At 61.8% G+C, this 22854-nt stretch carries 7 protein-coding genes; 4 read left to right on the top strand and 3 right to left on the bottom strand.

Features of this window, described 5'->3' with window-relative positions; genetic code table 11:
* Nucleotides 1-237: 237 nt before the first annotated feature.
* Nucleotides 238-576, top strand: coding sequence for a hypothetical protein (locus BLR03_RS23990; RefSeq protein ID WP_139184536.1), 339 nt, complete (start codon nt 238-240; stop codon nt 574-576).
* Nucleotides 577-919: 343 nt separating this feature from the next.
* Complete coding sequence (locus BLR03_RS24405; protein WP_175460517.1) at nt 920-1072, top strand: 8-oxoguanine DNA glycosylase OGG fold protein; 153 nt, start codon at nt 920-922, stop codon at nt 1070-1072.
* A gap of 385 nt (nt 1073-1457) precedes the next feature.
* On the opposite strand, the gene BLR03_RS12275 is transcribed toward BLR03_RS24405, so the two are convergent.
* A complete protein-coding gene (locus BLR03_RS12275; protein WP_091252924.1) occupies nt 1458-2345 on the bottom strand; it encodes a hypothetical protein in 888 nt (295 codons plus the stop codon).
* 910 nt (nt 2346-3255) lie between these two features.
* Here BLR03_RS12275 and BLR03_RS12265 point away from each other — a divergent pair.
* Complete coding sequence (locus BLR03_RS12265; protein ID WP_139184535.1) at nt 3256-12978, top strand: Tc toxin subunit A-related protein; 9723 nt, start codon at nt 3256-3258, stop codon at nt 12976-12978.
* A 126-nt stretch (nt 12979-13104) separates the two neighbouring features.
* Nucleotides 13105-20922: a SpvB/TcaC N-terminal domain-containing protein gene (locus tag BLR03_RS12260; protein ID WP_217639777.1), complete on the top strand. Its 7818-nt coding sequence runs from the start codon at nt 13105-13107 to the stop codon at nt 20920-20922.
* Between the two features lie 415 nt (nt 20923-21337).
* Here BLR03_RS12260 and BLR03_RS23985 read toward each other — a convergent pair whose 3' ends face one another.
* Nucleotides 21338-21607, bottom strand: coding sequence for a hypothetical protein (locus tag BLR03_RS23985; protein WP_139184534.1), 270 nt, complete (start codon nt 21605-21607; stop codon nt 21338-21340).
* 450 nt (nt 21608-22057) lie between these two features.
* Nucleotides 22058-22756 carry a GIY-YIG nuclease family protein gene (locus BLR03_RS12250; RefSeq protein ID WP_091252916.1) on the bottom strand — a complete coding sequence of 233 codons (699 nt, stop codon included), beginning with the start codon at nt 22754-22756 and terminating at the stop codon, nt 22058-22060.
* Nucleotides 22757-22854 lie beyond the last annotated feature (98 nt).

The following is a 22854-nucleotide window of genomic DNA, read 5'->3' as shown; positions in this document are numbered from 1 at the left end:
CGGACTAATTGAACTTCGCAGCCAGCCCGTCCCGGCCGACAGCGATGCCATAGATCCAGCGAGGTCGGGGGCTGAACTGTGGGAATCGAACCGCGGGTGGGGTTGGTGTCGACGAATATTTCGAGGACACCGGCCACGCCTTTCTGCGGCCACGGCAGTCATCCTTGGGGTTGGGGCCGTGCAGGTCGATGACATGTCCACGTTCCAGGCAACCACCGGGATCTGAAGGTACACGGCTTGGAAGAACGGTACGGCCATTTCCGTCTGGAGAACCTCACAAGGGACGTTGCCCGCAGCCGTGCTCTGGCCCGCTGTCGTGAGAAAGTAACACCGGTTCGCCACAAAGGCACTGGCGAAGGTATCGGGTTCGCCGAGAAGACACCGATGGTCTTGCTCTCTGGAGGAATTATCACCGACATACGGGAGCTGCTAGCGAACGTCACGGACGAAGATCAAGCGCAGCTCGGCGACTTTCGGGTCGAGCGGGAACGTAATGCTAACTCGGGTCGCATCGTGCTCGACCGTTCACTGAAGGGCGAGATCAGTCTTGGTATGAAACACCTCGGAGGCCTCTGAAATGGCTGATGCTTCCAAGGAAAAACCTTCGGCATCCTCGGATACCCCATCTCACTCCACCCCCTCGCGGATTACGACCGGCTCAGGGGAAACTTGCAGCTGCAGGCTGCACATCAGTGACCCGCAAGGAAGTATTTGACCTTGGAGATCAGACCCCGACAGTTGCGAATGCTTCCAGTTGTTCTACTACTCTCTCTCGCTTGGGGGTTGGGTATTCGCGCGCCGCGGCTCCACAAGCGGCTGGACGGTTTAGCAGCTCACCAAGAGAAAGCGGGACAGCTTCTCGTGACTGCCTGGACATTGGTTCAGGAGGGGGCAACAACCCGCGAGGCCTAATGGCACCTTGACCACCGATCGAGGCGCTGGACGCATCCCATGGTTTGGACCAGCGTTCTCCACCAAATTCCTCTACTTCGCCCAAGGCAGCGCCCCCGAGCGCAGCGGCGGCCGACTGCCCAAACCTGCACTGTTCGCGCTGGTCCGGCGGGCCAGCTGATTCGGTATTTTCCCGTCCTGCCGTATCCGGTGAACGAGCGCAGCTTTGGGTCGGCCGTGCACTTCCCGGAAGCAGCTGAACGGCGGCGGTTGGCGGCCACCCAGTTGTCCCATTCGGGGGTGGCCTCAACCGTCTCGACTCGGGAGATCAGGTAGAGCCACATCTTGCCGGCGGTTCCGAAGGCCGGGTGGGTGATCAGCTTGTCCGCGTCGCCGAGGAATTTCTTCACGGCCGTTGCCGTCCAGGCAGGGTTGCGCTCGGCCAGCAGCCCGCTTCCAATCAGATCCCCTCGTTTGAATTCCATGACCTGAATGTGTACGGACGACGACGTGCCGCTCTCCTGCAATATGCTCCGGCGACGGTGCAAGCGCATATCTCATCCGAGCTACGAGATTGGCGACGAGTAAAACTCATACTTAATTCCGGTGAATTCGAATTGGCACGTGCAGACTGAGACAAGCCCGCTAAACACCAAAGCCCGCTGCCTGGCCCAGAGCAGGACTTCATAGCGGTGCCCTGGCCTCGTTATTATCCGCATCTCGGCCGTGTAGATATGCTCCTCGCCGAGACGAACATAGAGCGGTGGGAAGCCCGCCGTCAGCGTCTCGTCAAAGACCAGTACATCCGGTCCTAGGTGTACCGCGACAAACTGGTTGTTCTCGTCACGTTCGATCGCTCCTACCATCAGCCGCGCATAGACCGACATGTAGGAGGCCGTGAACAGTGCAGGATTGAACATGAGAGCTCGTTCATAGCTCACGGCCGTAGCCCTGACCCAGAGCATCGGGGTCGGGCCTCCATCGGGTGCAGGACCGACGGGCGCACGCAGGCCCGTGGTCGTTCTAATATTTCCGCCAGGCGCAGTCGACATCAAGCTTGCCCGCAGCACGTCGGGGGTGTCATCAGTTCCGGGGGCGGCTGTTTGCTCAAAGAGGACCCCCGTAGGGTCCTGCAAATAGAAAGCCGTCTGCAGCTTCGGACGCACGTTCGTCACCAGTTCACCGGCTGCCTTCAGCGTGTCAGTCGCCGGCCTACGGCTTCGCGACAAGGGCATGGTGGCCATGTCCTCTGCCACCGCCACGGCCTCGGCAGCGGTCGCATCTGAAATACTGTCGCGGCGCTCTTTGAGGGGCTTCAGTCGGTCCCAGAAGGCGGCTCGCTCCTCCGAAATCTTCGAATCCCGCTCGGCTTCCGCTTCCAGCCAGCCCTCAATCGACCCGGGCGAATTCCCAGGCGGGACTTCCACGGTTCGGGCGGCGTTTTGATCAGACATTGCATGGCCTCCTGCGTATCTGGCCCCAGCTCCTATGTCTACCGGTAAAAATATCGGCCCGCAGGAAAGGCATGTCTACAGCTCGCGAACACACGGACTGGCTATCGGGAGTGTGATCCAGGGCGTGGAGTGCTTCCGGGCCCGCCGCACACATGGGAGGCAACAGCCCCGACCCCGGAAGGACCATCGATGACTACCCTGCCTGCCTCTCCCGCCCAGCGCATCGCCGTGCAGGTGGGCCCCGATGAGATGGCCGGAACGGACCCGTACGCCATGGGCTTCTGTGTCGCCGCGTATGCCACCTCCGACACCCGCGAGGTCGCCACGCCCTCGGTGAGGGGCTTACCGCGTACATCAGCTACAGCCTCAAGTCAGGCTTCGCTGTCGCGCTCCGGGACGCCAACGGGGCGGAGCTCATTACCTCCCGGGTCGCCGACGAGGAAGAGACCCGCGTGGTCCTCGCCCGGTACATCAGCTAGGCGCGATGGCGCCAAGAAGGCCCCGCAGCCTTTCGATTGCGGGGCCTTCGGCGTTAAGTCCTACTCCAGCCATCTCATGAAGCCCGACGCGGCCTGCTGGTGTTCCTTGCTGCCGCCGGCCGTGGCCACCGCCCCCAGGTGAAGGCGCGGAATTCCTGGTCCGGGTCGTCCAGTGAAGCCATCGGAAGAGGACAGGCCAGCGCCAGCCCCACCGAACGGACAGGTCATAAAAAAGACACCGGGACCGGGTCAGAGTCAACGAGAGTCACGTCCAGCAGAACTGGCAGCCATCCTGCCAGCCAGGCACCAGGCCAGCCACCACCCATTAGGAGAGTCAATGTGCCCTGTTGCCAAATACCGTTCGGGGGCTAGTCTCGACCCACGAGCTAGACGATCGATCCCGTTAGGTCGCACATGTGAATGCTCTCCCATTGGTCGCGCTTGTGGCAGTAGCTCCCGGTTCAACGGGTGCTACTGCCGCAAATCTCCAACAACTTTTGCTCCGGCTCGATATCGGTGAGATACCTGCTGATGAGCTGCAGGAGCAGCGCTATGGGCAGGTTACCCGTCGACTTGTCTATCTCATGCAGCAGCAGCTGGGACTTCAGCCCCCTATCCACGGCGAAGTTGACGCCGAAACCGCGCGAGCCGTGAATGATTTTGCCTTTGAGCAGGAAATCTTCAACATTGTTGAAGGCACAGTCAGGATGAATGGCGGCCACACTACAGCGCATGCCCGAATCCGGGTCATGGAGGCTGAGAACATGGGCGGACTGGAATGTGCCGACACGCAAACCAACTCGGATGGACACTACCTCGCCTGGTACGATCCCGAGTTCTATGCGGTTGAAAGGCCAGGGGTAATACGACGGACAGACCACATGAAGGTGGTTGTGCATTCCACCGGCGATAATGGCGATGAGGTCAGTTCGGCTGCATACCCCGATCCGGAGCGGCTCCTCACCGTCGATCTGACCTTTCCCCCTTCGGAACTGGGAGACCTGCTTCGAGTGCGCGGCCACGTCGCGGATGCATCCGGCGCACACTTGCCGCAGATTACCGTTGAGGTGATGGACCGGGAAATCGGTACAGTGACCCAGTCCCTGGGAATCTGTACCACCGATGATTCCGGCGCATTCGAGGTGACCTACCGGCGGGCACAGTACCTGTCAGGCGAGGGCAAGACCCGCGAGAAGTCGACCGCTGATCTCCTATTTCGGTTGGAAGCCGGTGATCCGAATGCGCCACTTGCTGACTTCACCGTGACACGCCTGCTCACGGGACCGGACGAAAAATTCCCCGGGGCCGGACTCATGGATCGACATGGGCAGTTGCTTGGGATCCGTGCCCGCGACGACGAGCTGGTCCACCTGACCGTGCAAGGTCTCCATGCCCCCAGGAGTCCATCAGAGTTCGAGCGCCTTCTGGACGCACTCAGCCCGCTGACCGCATTGAAACCGGTCGAGGAATTTGATGAATCACGCAGCCAGGACATCAGCTTTGCCGCACGGGAGATCGGCGAAGAACGCAGACTGGTAGAAGATCTTGTCACCGCCCACAAACTGGCACTTGACCCGTTCGAACAGGTTTTCCCCGCGGCAGTCTTCTACGGATTAGCCAGGGTTCTCGGGGTGCGCGATGTCCGCTCCCTCGCCGCACACAGAGTGGAGGAACTTGCCACAGCCCTCGAGGAGGCACACAACATCCATAACTGGGTCCCGAAGATCCTGAACGACCCGGCAAAGATGGTCGCTGAGATCCATGCAACGGCAGTCCGCCATGCACTGAACGCCCTGGGCAGTAGCGAGAATGTGCTCGATCAGGTCCTAGGCACCGTCATCCAGGATCCGCAGCTGCGCTCGGATCTGGCCGCAGCGAGTGTGAACCACGTCGGACCGCCGGAATTATTTTGGACACAGACCGCGGTTCGTCATCCCGAGCTGCCAATCCCCCGTATCCAGTACACGCTCCAGCTTGCCACTCTTGCCAACAACAGCGTGCCGTTGATCACCGCGATCCAGCAGCATCTTCCTGAAATAACATCCATGCGCACCCTCGCATTGGAACTGGACGAGGACCGGCTGACCGACCTGGTTGAAGGATCGGGAGCGCTGCCATCGACACGTCACGATGGTGAATCCGACGCAGACGCACGGATCAGGCTCAGCAACGAGGTGAGGGGTCTGCTGGAGGCGACCCAGCCGACGTCTATTGTCGCCCGCCTGACTAAGACATGGGCGGCCGTGAATCCGGCCGCCGTGCCTGTGGAGACGGCCGAACTCATGGACCGTGCGGTTCGGCGCTCGGAGTTCGATCTGGGCACCAGCGACGTCGGGACCTTCGTCACCGAACACGCCGATCTGCTCTTCGACCATGCCCTTGACAGCATCACTCGAAAGACCGCGGTCGAAGGACTCATGAGGGTTCAACGGCTCTTCCGGGTCAGTGCAGGCCCTGAGACCGTTTCTGTTCTGGCGGTACGAAACAGCCCGACCGGACTGCCTTTCCAAGGTGCCGTCGATATCGCCCGCTATGGTAAGGAGGCGTTCCTGGCACATTTCGCCGAGGAGCCACTCCAAATGCAATCCTCGCTGGGGCTCCTCCACGACAGGGCCCGGATGATGGCCGACACTATGTCCGGCCTCATGATCGCACACCACCAGGACGCGCATGGCTTGATGCCAGCCGCCGTAATGGGTCGGCCGGCGACCGCGCCCGTGCAACAACAGCAAGAGAACGGTGTCGGCGCGGGAGCTCCGCCGGACAAGATCCCCTCATGGACCGATTTCTTCGGCAGCACAGAGCAATGCGAATGCGACGAATGCCGCTCCGTCACAGGCCAGGCAGCGTACCTAGTAGACCTGTTCGAATTCCTCGACAAGCGGTGCAGACCCGACCTTGCCGGTCGCGGAACCACCCCGCTGGATCATCTGATCGGGCACGCGACAAAGAAGGCGAAAGACACCGACGAACCCGGCATCCGAGGGCTTCGCCCCGACCTTGCACATATTAAGCTGACCTGCCAAAACGTCAATACCACGATCCCGACCATCGATCTGATCAACGAAATCCTCGAAAGCGTCGTCTTCTTCAACGAAACCACCCCCTTGGAAACCGACGCGGCCGGAGACCCAGTCTCACCGCCGCATCTGCATCCCAATGAACCGTCACAGGGGGTGACCGGTCGGGAACTGTCGGCAGCTCCGGAGCACGTGCTGGAACAGGCCTACCGGATTCTGTCCCAAGCGGTCTACCCTGTCGGGCTTCCCTACGATAGGCTCCTCAACGCTGCACGCCTGCATTTCCGGCAGGCCGGCACAAGCCGGGCGGAAACGTTGTCCCTCTTCACCACAGGATCCCAGGTCCACGTGGCAATGGAGATGCTTGGTCTGCTGCGCCGTGACTTCGAGATTCTCACCGACACAACAGTGGCCGGCGGGGCACTGTCCCAGCCGATTCCGGTGGAAACATTGTTTGGCTTCCCGCCCAATGCTCCCGGATGGATGAACGATCTGGCGACAACGAGGAAGGCCCTGCAGGTCCTTGGCCTCTCGTTCGCAGACCTCGTCGCACTTTTACGCACTCGCTTCATAGGCGGCCTGGTCCCTGATGCCGACGATCCCGGGACTGCAGCACATCTACTCATTGATGTTGACCAGCTGACCCTGCTGCGAGGCTCGAATTTCATCGTCGAGCCTGACTCGCCGATCTCCGAGGCAATGGACCGCGGGGGCCTCATCGGTGACGACGTCAAGGCATTCGTCGATTCCTATGCCGGTAGGCTTTCAGCCACTATCGTTCTGGACCCGCCACTTTCTTGCGATCCGCAACAGATCCGGCTACGGCACCTTGACGGCAGCAGCATTACGGAATCCGAGTGGCTCCGGTTGCACCAGTTCGTCCGTCTGGCCCGCCGCATGGGAATCGCAATGGCCGATTTGGACGTTGCGCTGTCCGCGGTCGGCGGTGACGCGGCAGCATTCAACGGCCCCACACTCCAAAGGCTGGGAGACCTGGCACGGTTGCGGGAGTCACTGAATCTTACATGGCCCGTGGCGGCCGCGCTGGTCTCCGACATTGACGTCTACGGATCCGGCAGTCTCTATGACCAGCTGTTCATTCGCAGCGGTCTGGCACGCGCCCATTCCGCATTCCGCCGAATTCCGGGCGCCACCATACACGGGACCGGGGCCCCTCTGGAGGCGTGTCTGGGCGCCATGTCCTCGGCATTCGGTGCGGCCGCGGAGGATCTACGCGCGGCCGCAGACAGGCTGGGCCTCACGCAGCTTAGGCTTGCCGAGATTTCCGAACTGCACAGGATCAGCGTTTTGGCCGGATCGCTGGGCGTATCACCCGTGGAAATCGTTGTCCTGCGTGATATCCTCGGTAACCCCGGGGCCGATCCGGGCCAAGTCCAGCAATTTGTGGGCCGATGCCGCAACTTCCTTGGTGCAGGATTGTCGACAACCCTGCTGATGTTTCTGACCGGTTCATCCCCCACCACAGACTCCATTGGCAGGTCCGCCGAAGAGCTGGCTGCGGTCCTGACTTCCCTGGCATCGGCCATTGCGTCCGCGAACGAACGCGACGCCCGGGAACTGATAGAGGAAACCGAGTCTGCAGCTGGCGACCGGCACCTCAAAGAGGCAGAACTCGACACACGCAGAACTGCACGCGAACTCAACCGCCACGACCTGACCGCTGCGGTGATCACAGCATCATTCTCCCTCGATCCAACACTGGTCAATCGACTATTTGCCTCCATCCCTTCACTCGCATCGCTGCAACACGATACGACCCCGGAGCAGCATGCCGAGACCATGGCAACACTGCAGGGAATCGACCGCATCAGCCAACTCGTCGCTGCCACAAAACTGCCATCGGACCAGTTTGACGCAGTGCTGACAACGGCCACGCGGACACCCGATATGGCCCTGGGCGCAATCTTCGAAGGCGCCGACACGACGGTGATTCTCGCCATCGTCGAGGACCTGGGCCGGTTCGCAGCGCTTGCTGGACAGACCCGCAGGCCGACGGCCCTCGCTGGGGCACTAACCTCGCTGGCCCTGGCGAACGGGCAACACTGGCCGGAGGCAACAATCTCAGCAGTCTCCGGGTGGCTGCGAATCGAACCGGATCTGGTGAAACAAACCATTGCAATAGGTACTTCCGTCCTTGTGCTACCGGAAGCAGGCCTCCATCCGCTCGCCGCACTATCCGCTCTCCACCAGTGCACTCTGGTTGCCCGCCGGATTGGCTGTCCCGCCCATCAGATCCCCGCCATGCTCAGCGACCCCGTCACAGCCGAAAGCCTGTCAACACTGGTACGCGCCGTAAGCGCGGGCTACCCGGTCGCGGAGTGGATGGAGGTGTCCCGGCAATTGACCGACCCGGTCCGCGAGGCCAGCCGTGACGCGCTCGTTGACTACCTGGTGCACCGGGACAGGCTCGACAACGCAGATCAGCTGTTCAACAAATATCTTGTGGACACGCAAATCAACCCATTTGTCCTCTCGTCCCGCATCCGGCAGGCCATCTTCGCAGTACACGCCTATGTCCCGCAGTGTTTGCTGGGTCAGGTAAAAGGCGTTGCGCCCGAGCAGATCAACGTTGACGAGTGGCAGTCCCTGAAAAGAGAGCCTGTTCGGGGCGCCCTGCTGGAGGCACTCCTTTACCCTGAGTGGCTTCTCAACCCGGCATGGCGGGACAATAAGTCCAGGCTGTTCAAGGAGACGGAAGCAAAGCTGCGGCAATTGGATGTCACACCGGCCAACGTTATGCAAGTCTGTGATCAATTCTTGAGCGGTATGAGCGAGGTCTCATCGGTTGAGGTCTGCGGGTCGTTCCTGCAGACGGTGTTTGCCGGTAAAGAGCAGGGGCGCTTTCAGTCCATGCTGCACGTTGTCGGTCGCACCCGCAGCAGCCAACCCCAAAAATACTTCTACCGCCGGCTTAACCAATACCAGCACTCCCGTGAGTGGACCAGTTGGGAACCCATCGGCGTGGATATCCAAGGCGTCGAACAGGACCGAGCCTCCCTCCGCACAGCAGGACCCGACTCCGGGCTGGTCGAGCCGGGCGTGCATGTTCTCCCCGTCATGTGGCGGGACCAGATACACCTGTTCTGGCCCACCTTTGTGCGCAGGGTCGAAGGACCCAAGGACCCTCCTGACGCAATTGATGCGACCTCACCCAAAATACAGCCGGTCTTCTCTCGCCCTTATTGGGACGTCAAGCTCTGCTGGACCCGACGCGAGGCCGATGGGTGGGGTCCTAAGCAACAATCCACTGCCTTGGCCGAAACATGGTGGCCTGACAACATTGACGACCTAGATTTTGGGGCTTCGGTAAATGATGCTGTCCCCACAAATTTGGCACACCTCCCCGAACCGCATCTGCCTGCCCCGAACACCTTGGTTCTGCAGGCCTTGGTGGAACCGGATCGACTGAACATCGGGTTGGCCGAACGAACAGCAGATGGCGGGACGGCTCCGCGTTTCTCGTTCTCCTTTGACCGGGAGGCGAGCGAAATGCGGGTCCACGGCTCCGCACTTGAAATTTCAGGCGATCACCCGGCGTTCAACGTCGCGAAGGGTATATCGGGCTCCTATTTAGCCTTGAGGGTTTCCGGCGATGTGTATGCGGTGGCGTCGCCTCTGAATCCTAAGGGGGACCTGCTTTTCGCCCCAGCGGAGTCCATGCGAATCACAACTCTCAATCAGGGGTTCGGTGCCCCCTTGAAGGCTCCTCTGTTTCTTGATCTGGGTGACAGTGTTTATTTCGCTACACCGCAGGCCGGGACGATGACGGTGGCCGAGGCTGTCATGTCTCCACCTGGGCCGTGGCTGAAGCAGAAAATCGATATCGATCAACTCGTGCAGCTGGCGTCCGCGACTTTCGTGACGCGGCCGGGTAATCCCTGGATGGGCATCCCGGCATCACACGCGGCAGCCTTCGCGTCTGCAGCTCTGCAATCCGCCGCGAAATCGGTCCCCTCACCAAACGGCGCCGGCCTGAACGACCAAACCATTGTTTCGGGCGAATTGATCTTGCCCAGCAAGGTGGCTGAGTGGCTAAGCCCGCCTGCCATCGATCTGACCGTCAGCGCGTTTTCACACCCCTTCGTCGACAAGTTCAGGAAGATCCTAAGGCGCCAGGGCCTGGAGTCGTTGCTTTCACCGGCCACGCAGCAAATGACGCTCGATTCTAAAGAAACGTTTAGGAGCCGCTGCTCACCCAACCCGCAGCGAACGACCGTGCCGGCGGTCGAGGGGATTGACTTTGCTCCGGACTCGCCTTGGGGAAACGAGAACTGGGAACTGTTCTTCCACCTTGCATGTCTGATCAGGACGGTCCAGAAGGAAACCAAACAGTTCGAGGCCTGCATGAAGACCGATGCAACATACTTTGATTTCCTCCATGCTGGTTCCGACCCTGCCGATGCATGGCGTTTTGAACCATTGCGTGAAGCCAAGGCACTTCGGTTAGAGGATCTGCTGGCGACTCTCAACCGCCCGGACAACGATCCCGAAAGGCAGATGTTCGAGGCTCAAATAGAGGCGATGCGCCTTTACCCCTTTCAGTCGCACAGGATTGCGCGGCTGCGGCCCCTGGCGTACAAGAAATGGGCGGTCATCGAGGCCGTGCGGTTGCAGCTGGCCATCAGCGAAGAATTCCATGCGCAGTTCCCCGACCCCGAGGCCGTCAACCGGGCTTTTCAGCCCGCGCTGCTGGCCTCGGCGCTGTTGGGTCCCCGCCCGGAACTGATGCGCCCCCGCGTCTCCATGGCGCCCCGCAGCTATGCCGAGTTGCGCCCGGACCTGGACTCCATGGGCAACGTAATGCTCACTGCGGAAAGCAAACTGGCCCCGGCTGCCCCGATTACCGGTCCTTCAGCGGAACCGAACGCTGGCACTGTGACGAGTCTGGTTCAGCATGGAGCGATCGGCTACTTCGGCATCCCGCCGGATCGGAAGCTGCTGGCCCTGTGGGATGAGGTGGAGGACCGCCTGTTCAAACTGCGCAATAGCATGAATCTTGATGGAGTGCAGATCCAGCTTCCGTTGTACCCGCCCCGGATTGATCCGGCTGTACTGGCCGAAGCAGTAGGTTCTGGACTCGACCTCGGCACGGTGCTGAGCGCCCTTGCTGCTCCCCGGCCGCCGCAACGGTTCTCCACTGCATACCGTGAAGCGGTCGCCGACGTCCAGTTGCTGATATCCATCAGTGATTTGTATCTGGCAAGCCAGAGCCAGCTGAAAAACGAAACACTGGCGATGACCCGTGCGGCACATGAAAAAGCCATGGCGGACATGGTGCTGGGCAGCCTGCAAAAGCAAATCGAGCTGGCCCGCCGAGAACGTGACGACCTGCTGGTACAGCGCGAAGGCCGCATACAACTATGGGAACATTACAGGGAGCTCTTGGGGCTCACGGCAGTGGCCTCCCCCAAGAAATACTCGGCATTAGGAACGGCTTCAGGGAAAGATTCCGGCATAGCCCAACCATCACGGCCCCTGAGCCTGGTGGCAGCAGACCAAATCCGGTTCGAAGACCTACAGATTATCCCAGGCGTTCCGATCGGTTTACCCGGGATGGCCACAGGCATGATCATGGCCGAAGAGGCCCAGGAACTTCGGGAGTCCTTCGAAGCGGTGAAGCTGACATTCGAAGCCGCCCAGCTGGAATCTCTTGGGGCTGTCGTAGGTATCATTCCAAATTTTGAGGCGGCAGCGAAGCCAATGGGTGCCGGTGCAGCAGTCCATCTGGGTGGCCAGGCACTGGCCGCTGTGGCTCGTGCCGCAGCGGGCAACAAAAACACGGTCGCGGGCATGCACCGGTTCTTGGCGCAAATGTACGGGAAACAGGCCAGCCTGGTTCTGCGCGAACGCGACTGGACATTGGGACTGAACCAGGCCGCCAGGTCCGTAATCGAGATAGATCAGAAAATGAAGACCTTGGACATTAAGGTCTCGGTTGAAGAGTCCAAATATGCTGAGGGTGAGCAGAAACGCCGCAACGATGAAGAGATCGAAGCCTTCCTTCACGAGCAGTTCCCCGGCACACAATTCTGGGAGCAACGAGCCAAGCATCTTGACAGGCTGTTCATGAAGTGTTGCGACTTGGCGTTGGAGAGCGCCAACGGGGCCGCAGTCAGCTATCGCTGGCAACGTGAGCCCAGCAACCCACCGCCACCCATCAGTGCGTCAAGGCCCAAGAATGCCCGGGAGGGGTTGCTGGTGGGGCACCAGCTGATGACGTCTCTGCAGGAGATGAACCGCCGTTTCCAAGCGACCGAGGAAACCGGCCCGCATATAGTCAGAACCTTTTCGCTGAATGATGTGGATCCTTGGGCGCTGTACTATCTACGTGAGGAGGGGCGGGCCACATTCTCTCTACCGGAAGTACTGTTCGACTTGGACCACCCAGGACACTACAACCGGAGGATCGAAAGCGTACGGGTGTCAGTTCTCTGTACGACGAGCCCGCTCTCAGGCGTCAGCGGCACACTGACCCTCACCAAAAGCTATCGACGACAGAAGCCCAACGGCGATCTCGTACTTGACACGCCAACCGGGACTACCTCGATCGCACTGAGCACGGGCAGGGATGACACCGGGGTATCCGAGAAAAGCCTTCAAGGCGACCTCTACCGTCCCTTCGAGGGACTGGGGGCGGTCTCGGACTGGGAACTTGTGCTGCCCGCGAAGTTCCGCAAGTTCAACTACCGCGAAATCTTTGATGTTCACCTCACGATGGAATGCAAAGCGAGCAACAGTGCCGGGGACAGAACGGATACGATCACCCACGCCCTCAATGTACTGACCAGCTCCGGTGCGGCGCAGGGACCGTACCGGTTGATCAGCCTGCGCCACGACCGGCCCGACGAGTGGGCCACCTACCGTGCGGGAAAAGGAATCCGCGCGACGATCAGCACACAGGTCCTCCCCTACATCCTTCGCCACGGAACTACCCCCAAGCTCCAAGAGGCGGTCCTTATCCGGCTGCCCAAGGACAAACCAGCCGACTCACCGGGTGAGCTGACCATATCCGGCCACGGCCCCGATTGGACGGTCGAACCGGCGGCCAACCACGATGTCGGCGACCCGGCCGACACCGACGATATCTTGCTCGTGACCCGGTTCCAGATCTAGGGGGCAGCCAGAATGCCGTACCCGCCGGAACCGCAAACGCAACCGCAACCGCAACCGCAACCGCAACCGCCGGCATCAAACCAGAAATCGTCGCCCGGAGAACAGTTCACCGTCGCGGGCCCTCAGGTGTCGCTGCCCAAGGGCGGCGGCGCCATCCGGGGTATGGGGGAAAAGTTCGCGGCCAATCCGGTCAGCGGGACGGGGTCGGCCAGCGTCCCCATCTTCACCAGCCCGGGCCGGGACGGCTTCGGACCCACGCTCAGCCTGAGCTATGACTCCGGCGCAGGCAACGGCCCCTTCGGCTTCGGCTGGACCCTGAATACCCCGCGTATCCAGGTCTCCACGGACAAACGGCTGCCCCTGTACCATCCGCCGGCAGTCCAGGACGCGCAGGATGCCGATGTGTACCTGATAAGCGGCTTCGAGGATCTGGTACCGGTCTTGAACAGCGGCGGCACCCGCTACATCACGGCGTCGGCCGATGGGCGCTTCACGATCCACCGGTACCGTCCCCGGGTGGAGGGATTGTTCGCGCGCATCGAACGATGGACTCGCAAGAACGACGGCGACACTCACTGGCGCTCGATCTCCCCGGACAACGTGCTCACCGTCTACGGCAGGGACCCGGAATCGCGGATCGCTGATCCGGAACACGCCGAACGGATCTTCGCCTGGCTGATCTGTGAAACCCGTGACCGCCGAGGCAACGCCGTGGCTTACGACTACAAGCCGGAAGACGGTTCCGGCATCGACACAGCGGCGGCCCACCAGGCCAACCGCGGCGGCCCGCTCGATAACCGGAGGAGCGCCAACCGGTATCCGAAGCGGATCCGCTACGGCAACCGGAGTCCCCTGCTGGAGCCCGACGGGGCCAGGCCGCTGCACCTCACGCCCGGACAGTTGGACGGGGCGCAATGGATGTTCGAGGTCGTCTTCGACTACGGGGAACACGACGCGGCTGCCCCGACAACCACAGGCCACGGTGTCTGGCACCCCCGGCCCGACGCCTTCTCCTCCTACCGCTCGGGGTTCGAGATCCGGACAGCCAGGCTCTGCCGGCGCGTCCTGATGTTCCATCACTTCCCCGGCGAAGAAGATGTCGGCGCCGACTGCCTGGTGCGTTCAACGGACTTCTCGTACGCGGCCGGGCATGACCCGCGAAGCAGCCCGCCTCAGGAGGCGATTCCGGAAGTGCTCGGGTGGCACGGGCCGGACTACAACTATCTACGGTCCGTCACCCAAACGGGCTTCGTCCGACGGCAGAATGGGTATCTTCGGCGTCCCCTACCCCCGCTGGAATTCCACTATTCCGAACCCGTGATCGACCCCCGCATCCACGAACTCGATACGGACAGCCTGCGCAATCTCCCCACAGGCCTGGACGGGGAGAACATCTGGTGGACGGACCTCCACGGAGAGGGCCTGCCGGGGATCCTCACCGAGCGGGCGGACGCCTGGTACTACAAGCGCAACATGGGCCCGGTCAGCAGCGCCGGCGTTGGGTTCGCGGCCCTGGAGCGCGTCGCCAGCAAACCGAACATCCGGTTGGCCGACGGCACAGCGCAGTTCATGGACCTCGCCGGCGACGGCCAGCCGGACCTGGCCGTGCTGGACGGGCCGAATCCGGGCTTCTATGAGCACGACGGCGGCGAAGGCTGGCTTCCCTTCCGGCCGTTCGCCTCGCACCCGAACCGCCGGATCTCCGACCCGCGGGCCCGGCTGGTGGATCTGAACGGCGACGGCCACCCCGACCTGCTGCTCACGGAGGACGAGGCACTCGTCTGGTATCCGTCGCTGGCCGAAGCGGGTTTCGGACATCCGCGCCGGGTGCCGATGGACCTGAACGAGGAGCGCGGCCCCCGGCTGGTCTTCTCGAACGACAGGGAATCGGCTTATCTGGCGGATATGAGCGGCGACGGCCTGGTGGACCTGGTCAGGATCCGGGGCGAAGGTGAGATCTGCTACTGGCCCAACCTAGGCCATGGGCGGTTCGGTGCGAAAGTCACTATGGACCACACACCCCGGCTGGCCGACGGCGGGGTCTTCGACCCGGCCCGCGTGCTGCTGGCCGACATCGACGGTTCCGGAACCACCGACCTCATTTTTTTGGATGCCGTCGGGCCACAAGTGTACTTCAACCAGTCGGGAAACGGCTGGAGCGCCGTCCCCGTGGTCCTGGAAAGCCTGCCTCCCGTCCATGACCTGTCCACCGTCGTCACCGCGGATCTAAAGGCCGACGGCACCGCATGCCTCGTGTGGTCCTCGTCGCTGCCGTCGGAGGCCGCCCGGCCGATGCGCTACGTGAACCTGATGGGCACCGGCAAGCCGCATCTGCTGACCCGGATCGTCAACAACCTCGGCGCCGAGACCACCGTGACCTATGCCCCGTCCACCAAGTTCTATCTGCAGGACAAACGCAACGGCATGCCATGGGCCACCCGGCTGCCGTTTCCAGTCCACGTGGTCGAACGGGTGGAGACATTTGATGCGATCAGCCGCAACCGGTTCGTCACGATCTACAGCTACCACCACGGATACTACGACGGCGGCGAACGCGAGTTCCGCGGCTTCGGCCGCGTGGACCAGCGGGACACGGAAACCTATGCGGCTCTGACGCCCACCGGGGAGCTCCCGGCGGCAGGGGAACTGCCGGGAGGCGGCGGGCCATTCGAGGCGAGCAATGGCGACGGCGCAACCCACGTGCCGCCCGTACTGACCAGGACCTGGTACCACACCGGAGCCTATCTGGACGATGCCGGTCTGAGTGCCCGGTATGCCCGGGAATATTTCGGCGCGCCTGTTGCAGGCGGTGCCGACAGGGACCGTGAGATGGCCGGGTGGATCGACCGCGAGCTGCTTCCGGACACGGTGCTACCCCCGGATGAGCTGACCTTCGAGGAGGAACGCCAGGCGGTCCGGGCGCTTAAAGGCGCGGTGCTCCGCCGGGAGGTGTACGCGATCGACGGCACGGAACGACAGCCGATTCCCTATACCGTCACCGAACAGAACTACGGTGTCCGCTGCCTGCAGCGGCAAGGAGCCAACCGACACGCGGTGTTTTTCATCCACCCGCGCGAAACCCTCACCCGGGACCATGAGCGCCACACCGAAGACCCTCGCACCGGACACGCGGTGACCTTAGAGGTGGACGGGTTCGGCAATGTTCTCAGGTCGCTGGCCATCGCCTATGGGCGCGGTGAATCACCGCTGGGCCACGAGTCAGACCGGAACAAACAAACAGCAACGTTCATCACCTACACGCACATCACCACCGCGGCCCTGGCCCCGGAGGAGTTTCCGGACGATTATCTGACCCCCCGGACCGCCGAGGTCAGAACCTATGAGCTCACCGGATTCGCCCCCGGCACGCCGGACGGACCCGCAGCCGCCCGGGGCCGTTTCGCCCTCGCAGACTGGACGGACGACAACGGCCTCGGTTACCCCCTCCTGGACGGAACCCCGGCCATTCCCTACGAGCAGCCGCCCCATCCGACGAAGAAGCAGAGGCGGCTCATCGAGCACTCCAGGACGATCTACCGCCGGGACGATTTCACCGGACCGCTGCCGCTGGGCGAAATGCAGCCGCTTGCCTTGACGTTCGAAGGCTATCGGCTGGCCCTGACACCCGGACTCGTCGCTGCCGTCTACGCCGGACGCACCACCGACGCCATGCTGGGAACCGACGGGCGATACGCCCACAACGGCGGCGATGCCGACTGGTGGGCCCCCTCCGGCCGGATCTTCCGCTCCCCCGACGCCGACGACCTCCCGGAGCAGGAACGCGACTACGCGTGCCGCCACTTCTTCCTGCCCCTCCGGTTCCGAAACCCGTTCCACACGGAGACCACGTCCACGGAAACGTCAGTAACCTACGACAGACACGATCTGTTGGTCACCCTGACCCGGGACCCCGTCGGCAACCAGCTGGCGGCGACAAACGACTACCGGGTCCTGCAGCCCCGCATCCTCACAGACCCGAACGGCAACCGCACCGCCGTCGCGTTCGATGCGCTGGGACTGGTCGCCGGAACCGCGGTGATGGGTAAACCGCTGCCAGCCCCGGTGGAAGGTGACAACCTCGAAGGTTTCCAGCCGGATCCAAACACGGACACCGTCCGCGAATACCTCGCCGACCCGCCAACGCACTCCGCCTCGATACTTGGCCAGGCCACAACCCGCGTCGCCTATGACCTGTTCGCGTTCTACGACTCACGGAGCTCGCCCGACCCGCTGCCCGCCGTGGTATCCGTACTCTCCCGGGAGACCCATGCTAACGACAAGCCGCCGCTAGACAGGGTGAAGATCCGGTACAGCCTGTCTTATTCGGACGGGTTCGGCCGTGAGATCCAGCGGAAGGTCCAAGCGGAGTCCGGTCCGGTTCCTCAGCGCGGTCCGGACGGGAAGGCCGCCGTCGACGCCGATGGTCAGCCGATCCTGAGCGCGGACATTATGGCGCCGCGGTGGGTGGGCACCGGGTGGACGGTGTTCAACAACAAGGGCAAACCCGTCCGGCAGTATGAGCCGTTCTTCACCGACCGGGCCGGCTTCGAATTCGATGTGCGGATCGGAGTCAGCCCGGTGCTGTTCTATGATCCGGTCGGCCGGGTCATAGCCACGCTGCATCCGGATCACAGCTACGAAAAAACGGTCTTCGACCCGTGGCAGCGCAGCATTTACGACCGCAATGACACCGTCGCCGCCGCGGGATCCGAAACGGGCGACCCCCGCACCGACCCGGACCTCGTAGCCCATGCGAGAGCCTTTCTTACCAGTCTGCCCGCGGACTGGCAGACCTGGCACGGGCAGCGGACCGCCAAACCGGCCGACGATCCCGAACACGTCGCGGCCCGGAAGGCCGCCGCCCACGCGAACACACCCGCCACCGTGCACCTGGACACGCTGGGCCGGCCCTTCCTGATGCTCGCCCACAACGGCTTCGACGCCGACCACCTCCCCACCCGGTTCGCCACCCGCATCGACCTCGACATCGAGGGTAACCAGCGCACCGTCCGCGACGCCGCCGCCGGGCCGGGACACGAGCAGGGCCGCACCGTCATCCGCTACGACTACGATCTCCTGGGCAACCGGCTGCACGAGGCCAGCATGGACGCCGGCGAACGCTGGATGCTGGGCGATGTGACCGGCAGCCCCATCCGGGTCTGGGACAACCGCGGCCATGTTGTCCGCACGGACTACGACCCGCTGCGCCGACCCCTGCGCACATACCTGAGCAGCGCAGACCCGGACCATCCTGCCGGGGAACTCCTGACCGATCGCGTGATCTACGGCGAGCAGCACCCCGATGCGGAACAGCTCAACCTGCGCGGGCACCCCTGGCTGCAGCTGGACCAGGCAGGTGCCGCCGGCACCGAGGCCGTGGATTTCAAGGGCAACCCGTTGGGCTCGACCCGGCGGATCGCCGCCGAATTCAGGAAGGCCTTCGGCTGGGCGGCCATCGAGGCGGCCGTGCCAGCTGATCCCTCGGACCAAGTCGACCGGGCCGTCCTGGAGGCCGCCATCGCGCCACTGCTGGAAGCCGAAACCTACACCAGCAGCACCACCTACGACGCGCTCAATCGTCCGATCACGATGACCGCACCCCATGCGGCCGACACACAGCCGAGCACCATCAGACACGACTACAACGAGGCCGGACTACTGGAGCAGGTGCAAGCCCGGCTGTCCGGGGAAACCGGCGGCGGCCAACCCGTGTGGACACAGTTCGTCAATAGCATTGACTACGACGCCAGGGGCCGGCGCCGGCACATCGAGTACGGCAACGGAGCCAGCTCCTCCTACGGGTTCGACCCTTGGACTTTCCGACTGGTCCATACACTGACCCGCCGCGTCGCTGACCGGTTCCCCGGCGATTGCCCGCAGCCAGCACATGCAGGGTGGCCGGGCTGCCAGATCCAGAACTTGCACTACACCTATGATCCGGTCGGGAACATCACCCACATCCGCGACGACGCCCAACAAGCGGTCTTCTTCCGGAACCGGCGGGTGGAGCCGAGCAATTCCTACACATACGACGCCCTGTACCGGCTCGTCGAGGCCACCGGGCGTGAGCATCTGGGACAGGACGGCGCCCCCGTCCCCCATTCGCACGACGATGCGCCGCGGACAGGGCTGCCGCATCCTGGCGATGGCAACGCCCTGGGTGGGTACGTGGAAAGCTACGACTATGACGCCGTCGGCAATGTGCTGGGGATGCGGCACCGGGGCACGGACCCCAACCATGCCGGCTGGACACGGACCTTCACGTACGCCTCGGACAGCCCGCTCGAGGCCGGTGTCCCCGGCAACCGCCTGGCAGGCATCCGGCTGGGCGGCAACGGCGCGACAGAGCAGAACTTCCTGTACGACGCCCAAGGTAACATGATCCGGATGCCGCACTTGGCAAACCCCTACCCGGCTCCGAACATGACCTGGGATCACCGGAACCAGCTGGTGCGGATCCAGCCGGGCACCGGCACAGTCTATTACGTCTACGACGGCGCCGGGCAACGCCTGCGCAAGGTGTGGGAGAAATCAGCGAATCTGGTGGAGGAACGCATCTACATCGGCGGCGTGGAAATCTATCGCCGACGTCAGGGCGCGGAGCGGTTGGAGCGCCACACGCTGCACATCATGGATGGCGTCCAGCGCATCGCCTTGGTGGAGACGCGTGTCCTGGATACCGCCGGCAACGACCATGCGCCACCCCGGCTGGTCCGTTACCAGCTCGGAAACCATCTGGGGTCCGCGAGTCTGGAAGTCGATGAGCAGGCCCAGATCGTCTCCTATGAGGAGTACGCCCCGTATGGAAGCACCACCTACCAGGCGGTGCGCAGCCAGACGGAAACATCGAAGAGGTACCGGTTTACGGGGAAGGAACGCGACGAAGAGAGCGGGCTCAGCTACCACAGCGCACGGTACTATGCGCCCTGGCTGGCGCGGTGGACGAGCTGTGATCCGTCGGGACTTACGGATGGGATAAACCTGTACGTGTATGTTCATAATGATCCGATCGGCCTCGTGGACGCGACGGGAGAGCAAAGCACACCGCCGAAAGAGTCGTCCATGTGGACCACGTTCAAGACCGTCGTCAGAGTCGAAGCAGACATTTGGTGGACCAAGACCTTTCCGAGTGGCACCCCTAAAATTCTGGACACGACGCATTTCACCGAAGTGGGATATGCTCGTCAGGCATTTCTGGCCTATACATTCAACTTTCCATACGAGGCACCCGCCGACCCCGACGAGCTAAAAGAATGGAAGCGCGGCGAGGACATGGCTGCTATGGTGGCCGTTGTTAGCTCGGTGGGGGGCCGAGGCGGAATCGGCCGTCCGCCACAAAATTCCGTACGATTGGTCCCGGCCACCGGAGGACCGGCCGTGGCGGCACCACCGGCAGCGGCACCAATCCCTGTAGTGGCGGGCCTCATGGCTACCAACCAATCTGCCAAGGCCAGCGACTCGGACAAGCGGGCACAGATTGCTTCCAGCCCATCGAATAAGCAGCCACCGGCCAAGTCCCCGGGGGAGACACCTCAACAGGCTGAAGCCCGGCTCGCTATCACGGTCGATAAATTTAAGAAATCTGGCGGCGAAGTTACCGTCCTCAAGGGTAAGGTCGAGGATCACCATCTGGTGAGCAACAAAACGACGAAGCCAGATTCCGCCGCGCACAAATCCATCGAAATCCTTAAAAACGCCCGGACGGATCCCCTCCAAACTGACCTTATCAATGACCAGGCCAATCTCCTGAGCCTAGAGAATCACGGAGGTGCCCATGGAGAGAACTATCATGTGGCGGTTTATAACCGGCTCAGCTTGGCGGTCAAGGACCTGATCCCACATACCGCCGCGTATAGGGCGGCAGTCCTTGAAAGCCTGCACGACATGAAACTGGACCTCATTCGAAAGGATTCCTACCTGAACAGCCTCACCACTCGCAAGTGAGCGATAGGTTGCGGTCCGCTCTGCATGGGGCGTGCACCTGGCTACGGGCCAGGCCAGGTATGGCATCCGATAAACGAGATACCGCACCCGCGCCGCGCCTCTTGGCCCGTCACGAACAATGGAACGTCAGCAGCACCAGAGCAATCGGAGCAAGCCCAACTGCCAGTAGCAGGGCGGTGAGCATCGGAAGCAGCGCGCCAATGAGTTACCTGCAAATTTCGATCGCTGGAAACTCGTTGCCAGGCGACTTCGGCTCTGGCATCGGATTGTGGTCCAGATGCCGCATGCCCCAGACCATGGCACTCTGCAGAAAGAATATTGGCAACGACACTTCCGCGGCGAGCGACAAGCTTCGCATGCTCGGTAAGACTGCGCTGTGACGCACCGTGGCAACGGGAAAAAGTGAGTCCAGATTTCACCCAAACCCGGAACCATTATCGGCCACGATCAATGCTGTTTCGGTCAGGCGGAAGCGTGCGCGCCCCTGCGTTGCCGTGTCCCGAGCGGCGTCGTTGGCATTCTGCAACAACTCAAAGGGATATCGTCCGGTGTACTGTTGTCGCACCAAATCCTGTGCGCCACCCCGCTCATCCAGACTCTTGAGAACATTCTCCCACAAATCGTTATCTATTTGGACGCGAATTGATGCCAACTCACTTTCACGAAGTCTCGTTGTGACGTCCACTTTGCCCCTCTGATTTGAATTCTTTACGAAGTGTATCTGCAACCGCCAAAGAGCGGCCTGCTACGAAGCCATAGCGAATTGCTGACACCCACCACTCCTTCAAGATATTAACGCTACGTATGACAACGTTGATATCTTTGTCTGGTACTCCTCCTTGTGGAGTGGGGGCAGCATCCAATCGATCCTCATCGCTTGCGACGCCTCCACTGGACCGACAGGCTTGGGTGCTCCACTCGTTCTCATCAAAGTAAAAGCGAAGTTCAGCCAAGAGGCAAAGACGAAGATCTCGCTCGTGTGGGGTGGCATCTTTCACCTTTAAGGGGTGTTTATGAACCAAGACGTGCAAACCCTTTTGGCCCAGACCATTTGCGCCCACTCCCTGAATAACCCAAAGGTCAACTCTTAGTCGGTGGTTGCATCTGATGCACGATCACCGGCCGATTAAGGCAACTAGGCGAAGGGCTTCTTGGGGACACTCAGAGCTTGGGGGTCTTCTTCGACAATGCGATTTTTCAAAAAATCCATTAGTTCGAGATTAAACACATCGGAACAAACTACCTGCTCGTTCTTTGTAAGGCGAAGGAAACGCTCGGCATTCTGCTCGGCGGATTCCTCTATTGTGAACGGGTCATCCGCGACATCAATCGAGATGTCGTGGTCGCTGAGTATCTGCTGACCGCGGCGCATTCCGCCGTAGGAGTCAACCCGTGAAGTTTCTAGGTAGACGCCTAGTTTAGTGACTACTATCGTCGCCGATCGAACGTCCGATCGGATGATGCGTTCGTGCCGCGCTCTGAGCTGTGGTAAGATCTCGGCACGTCCCGGGCTGTTACCGGGCCTGGTCAAAGCATTTGGTGCCGCCTCATCTATGAGGGCCCTGATCGCTTCCTGTGGTGGAACAGCGAAAAACTCTCTACCCGGGTGGACCCGGAACGCCGCAAAGCGATCATGGAGTTTGGATTCTATACTCTTCGGATTAGCCACATACTCATCCCATAGGGCGAGCAGTGGTCGTGATCGTCCGGTAGTAAAGAGTTCTTGGACGCGTTCTCCGACAGTTTTAGTGGTAAATCCGATTTTCACTTCCGACGGGTTTGAAGGGTCAAGGAGCACATAGACGTATCCTGAGTTTCTTGCTTCTTCTTCCACTTTTCATCTCTTTCTACCTAAGCCCTTCAGGGGTTTACAGTATTTCGGGAACTTGCCGCGTATGCCCGTTTCCCGTTTAATCACGCGGCAACGGGCAG

It is taken from the genome of Arthrobacter sp. ok909 (genome assembly GCF_900104405.1).
GTDB lineage: Bacteria > Actinomycetota > Actinomycetes > Actinomycetales > Micrococcaceae > Arthrobacter > Arthrobacter humicola.
The sequence above is the reverse complement of the archived record's forward strand: the minus strand, read 5'-3'. Positions and strand labels throughout refer to the sequence as shown.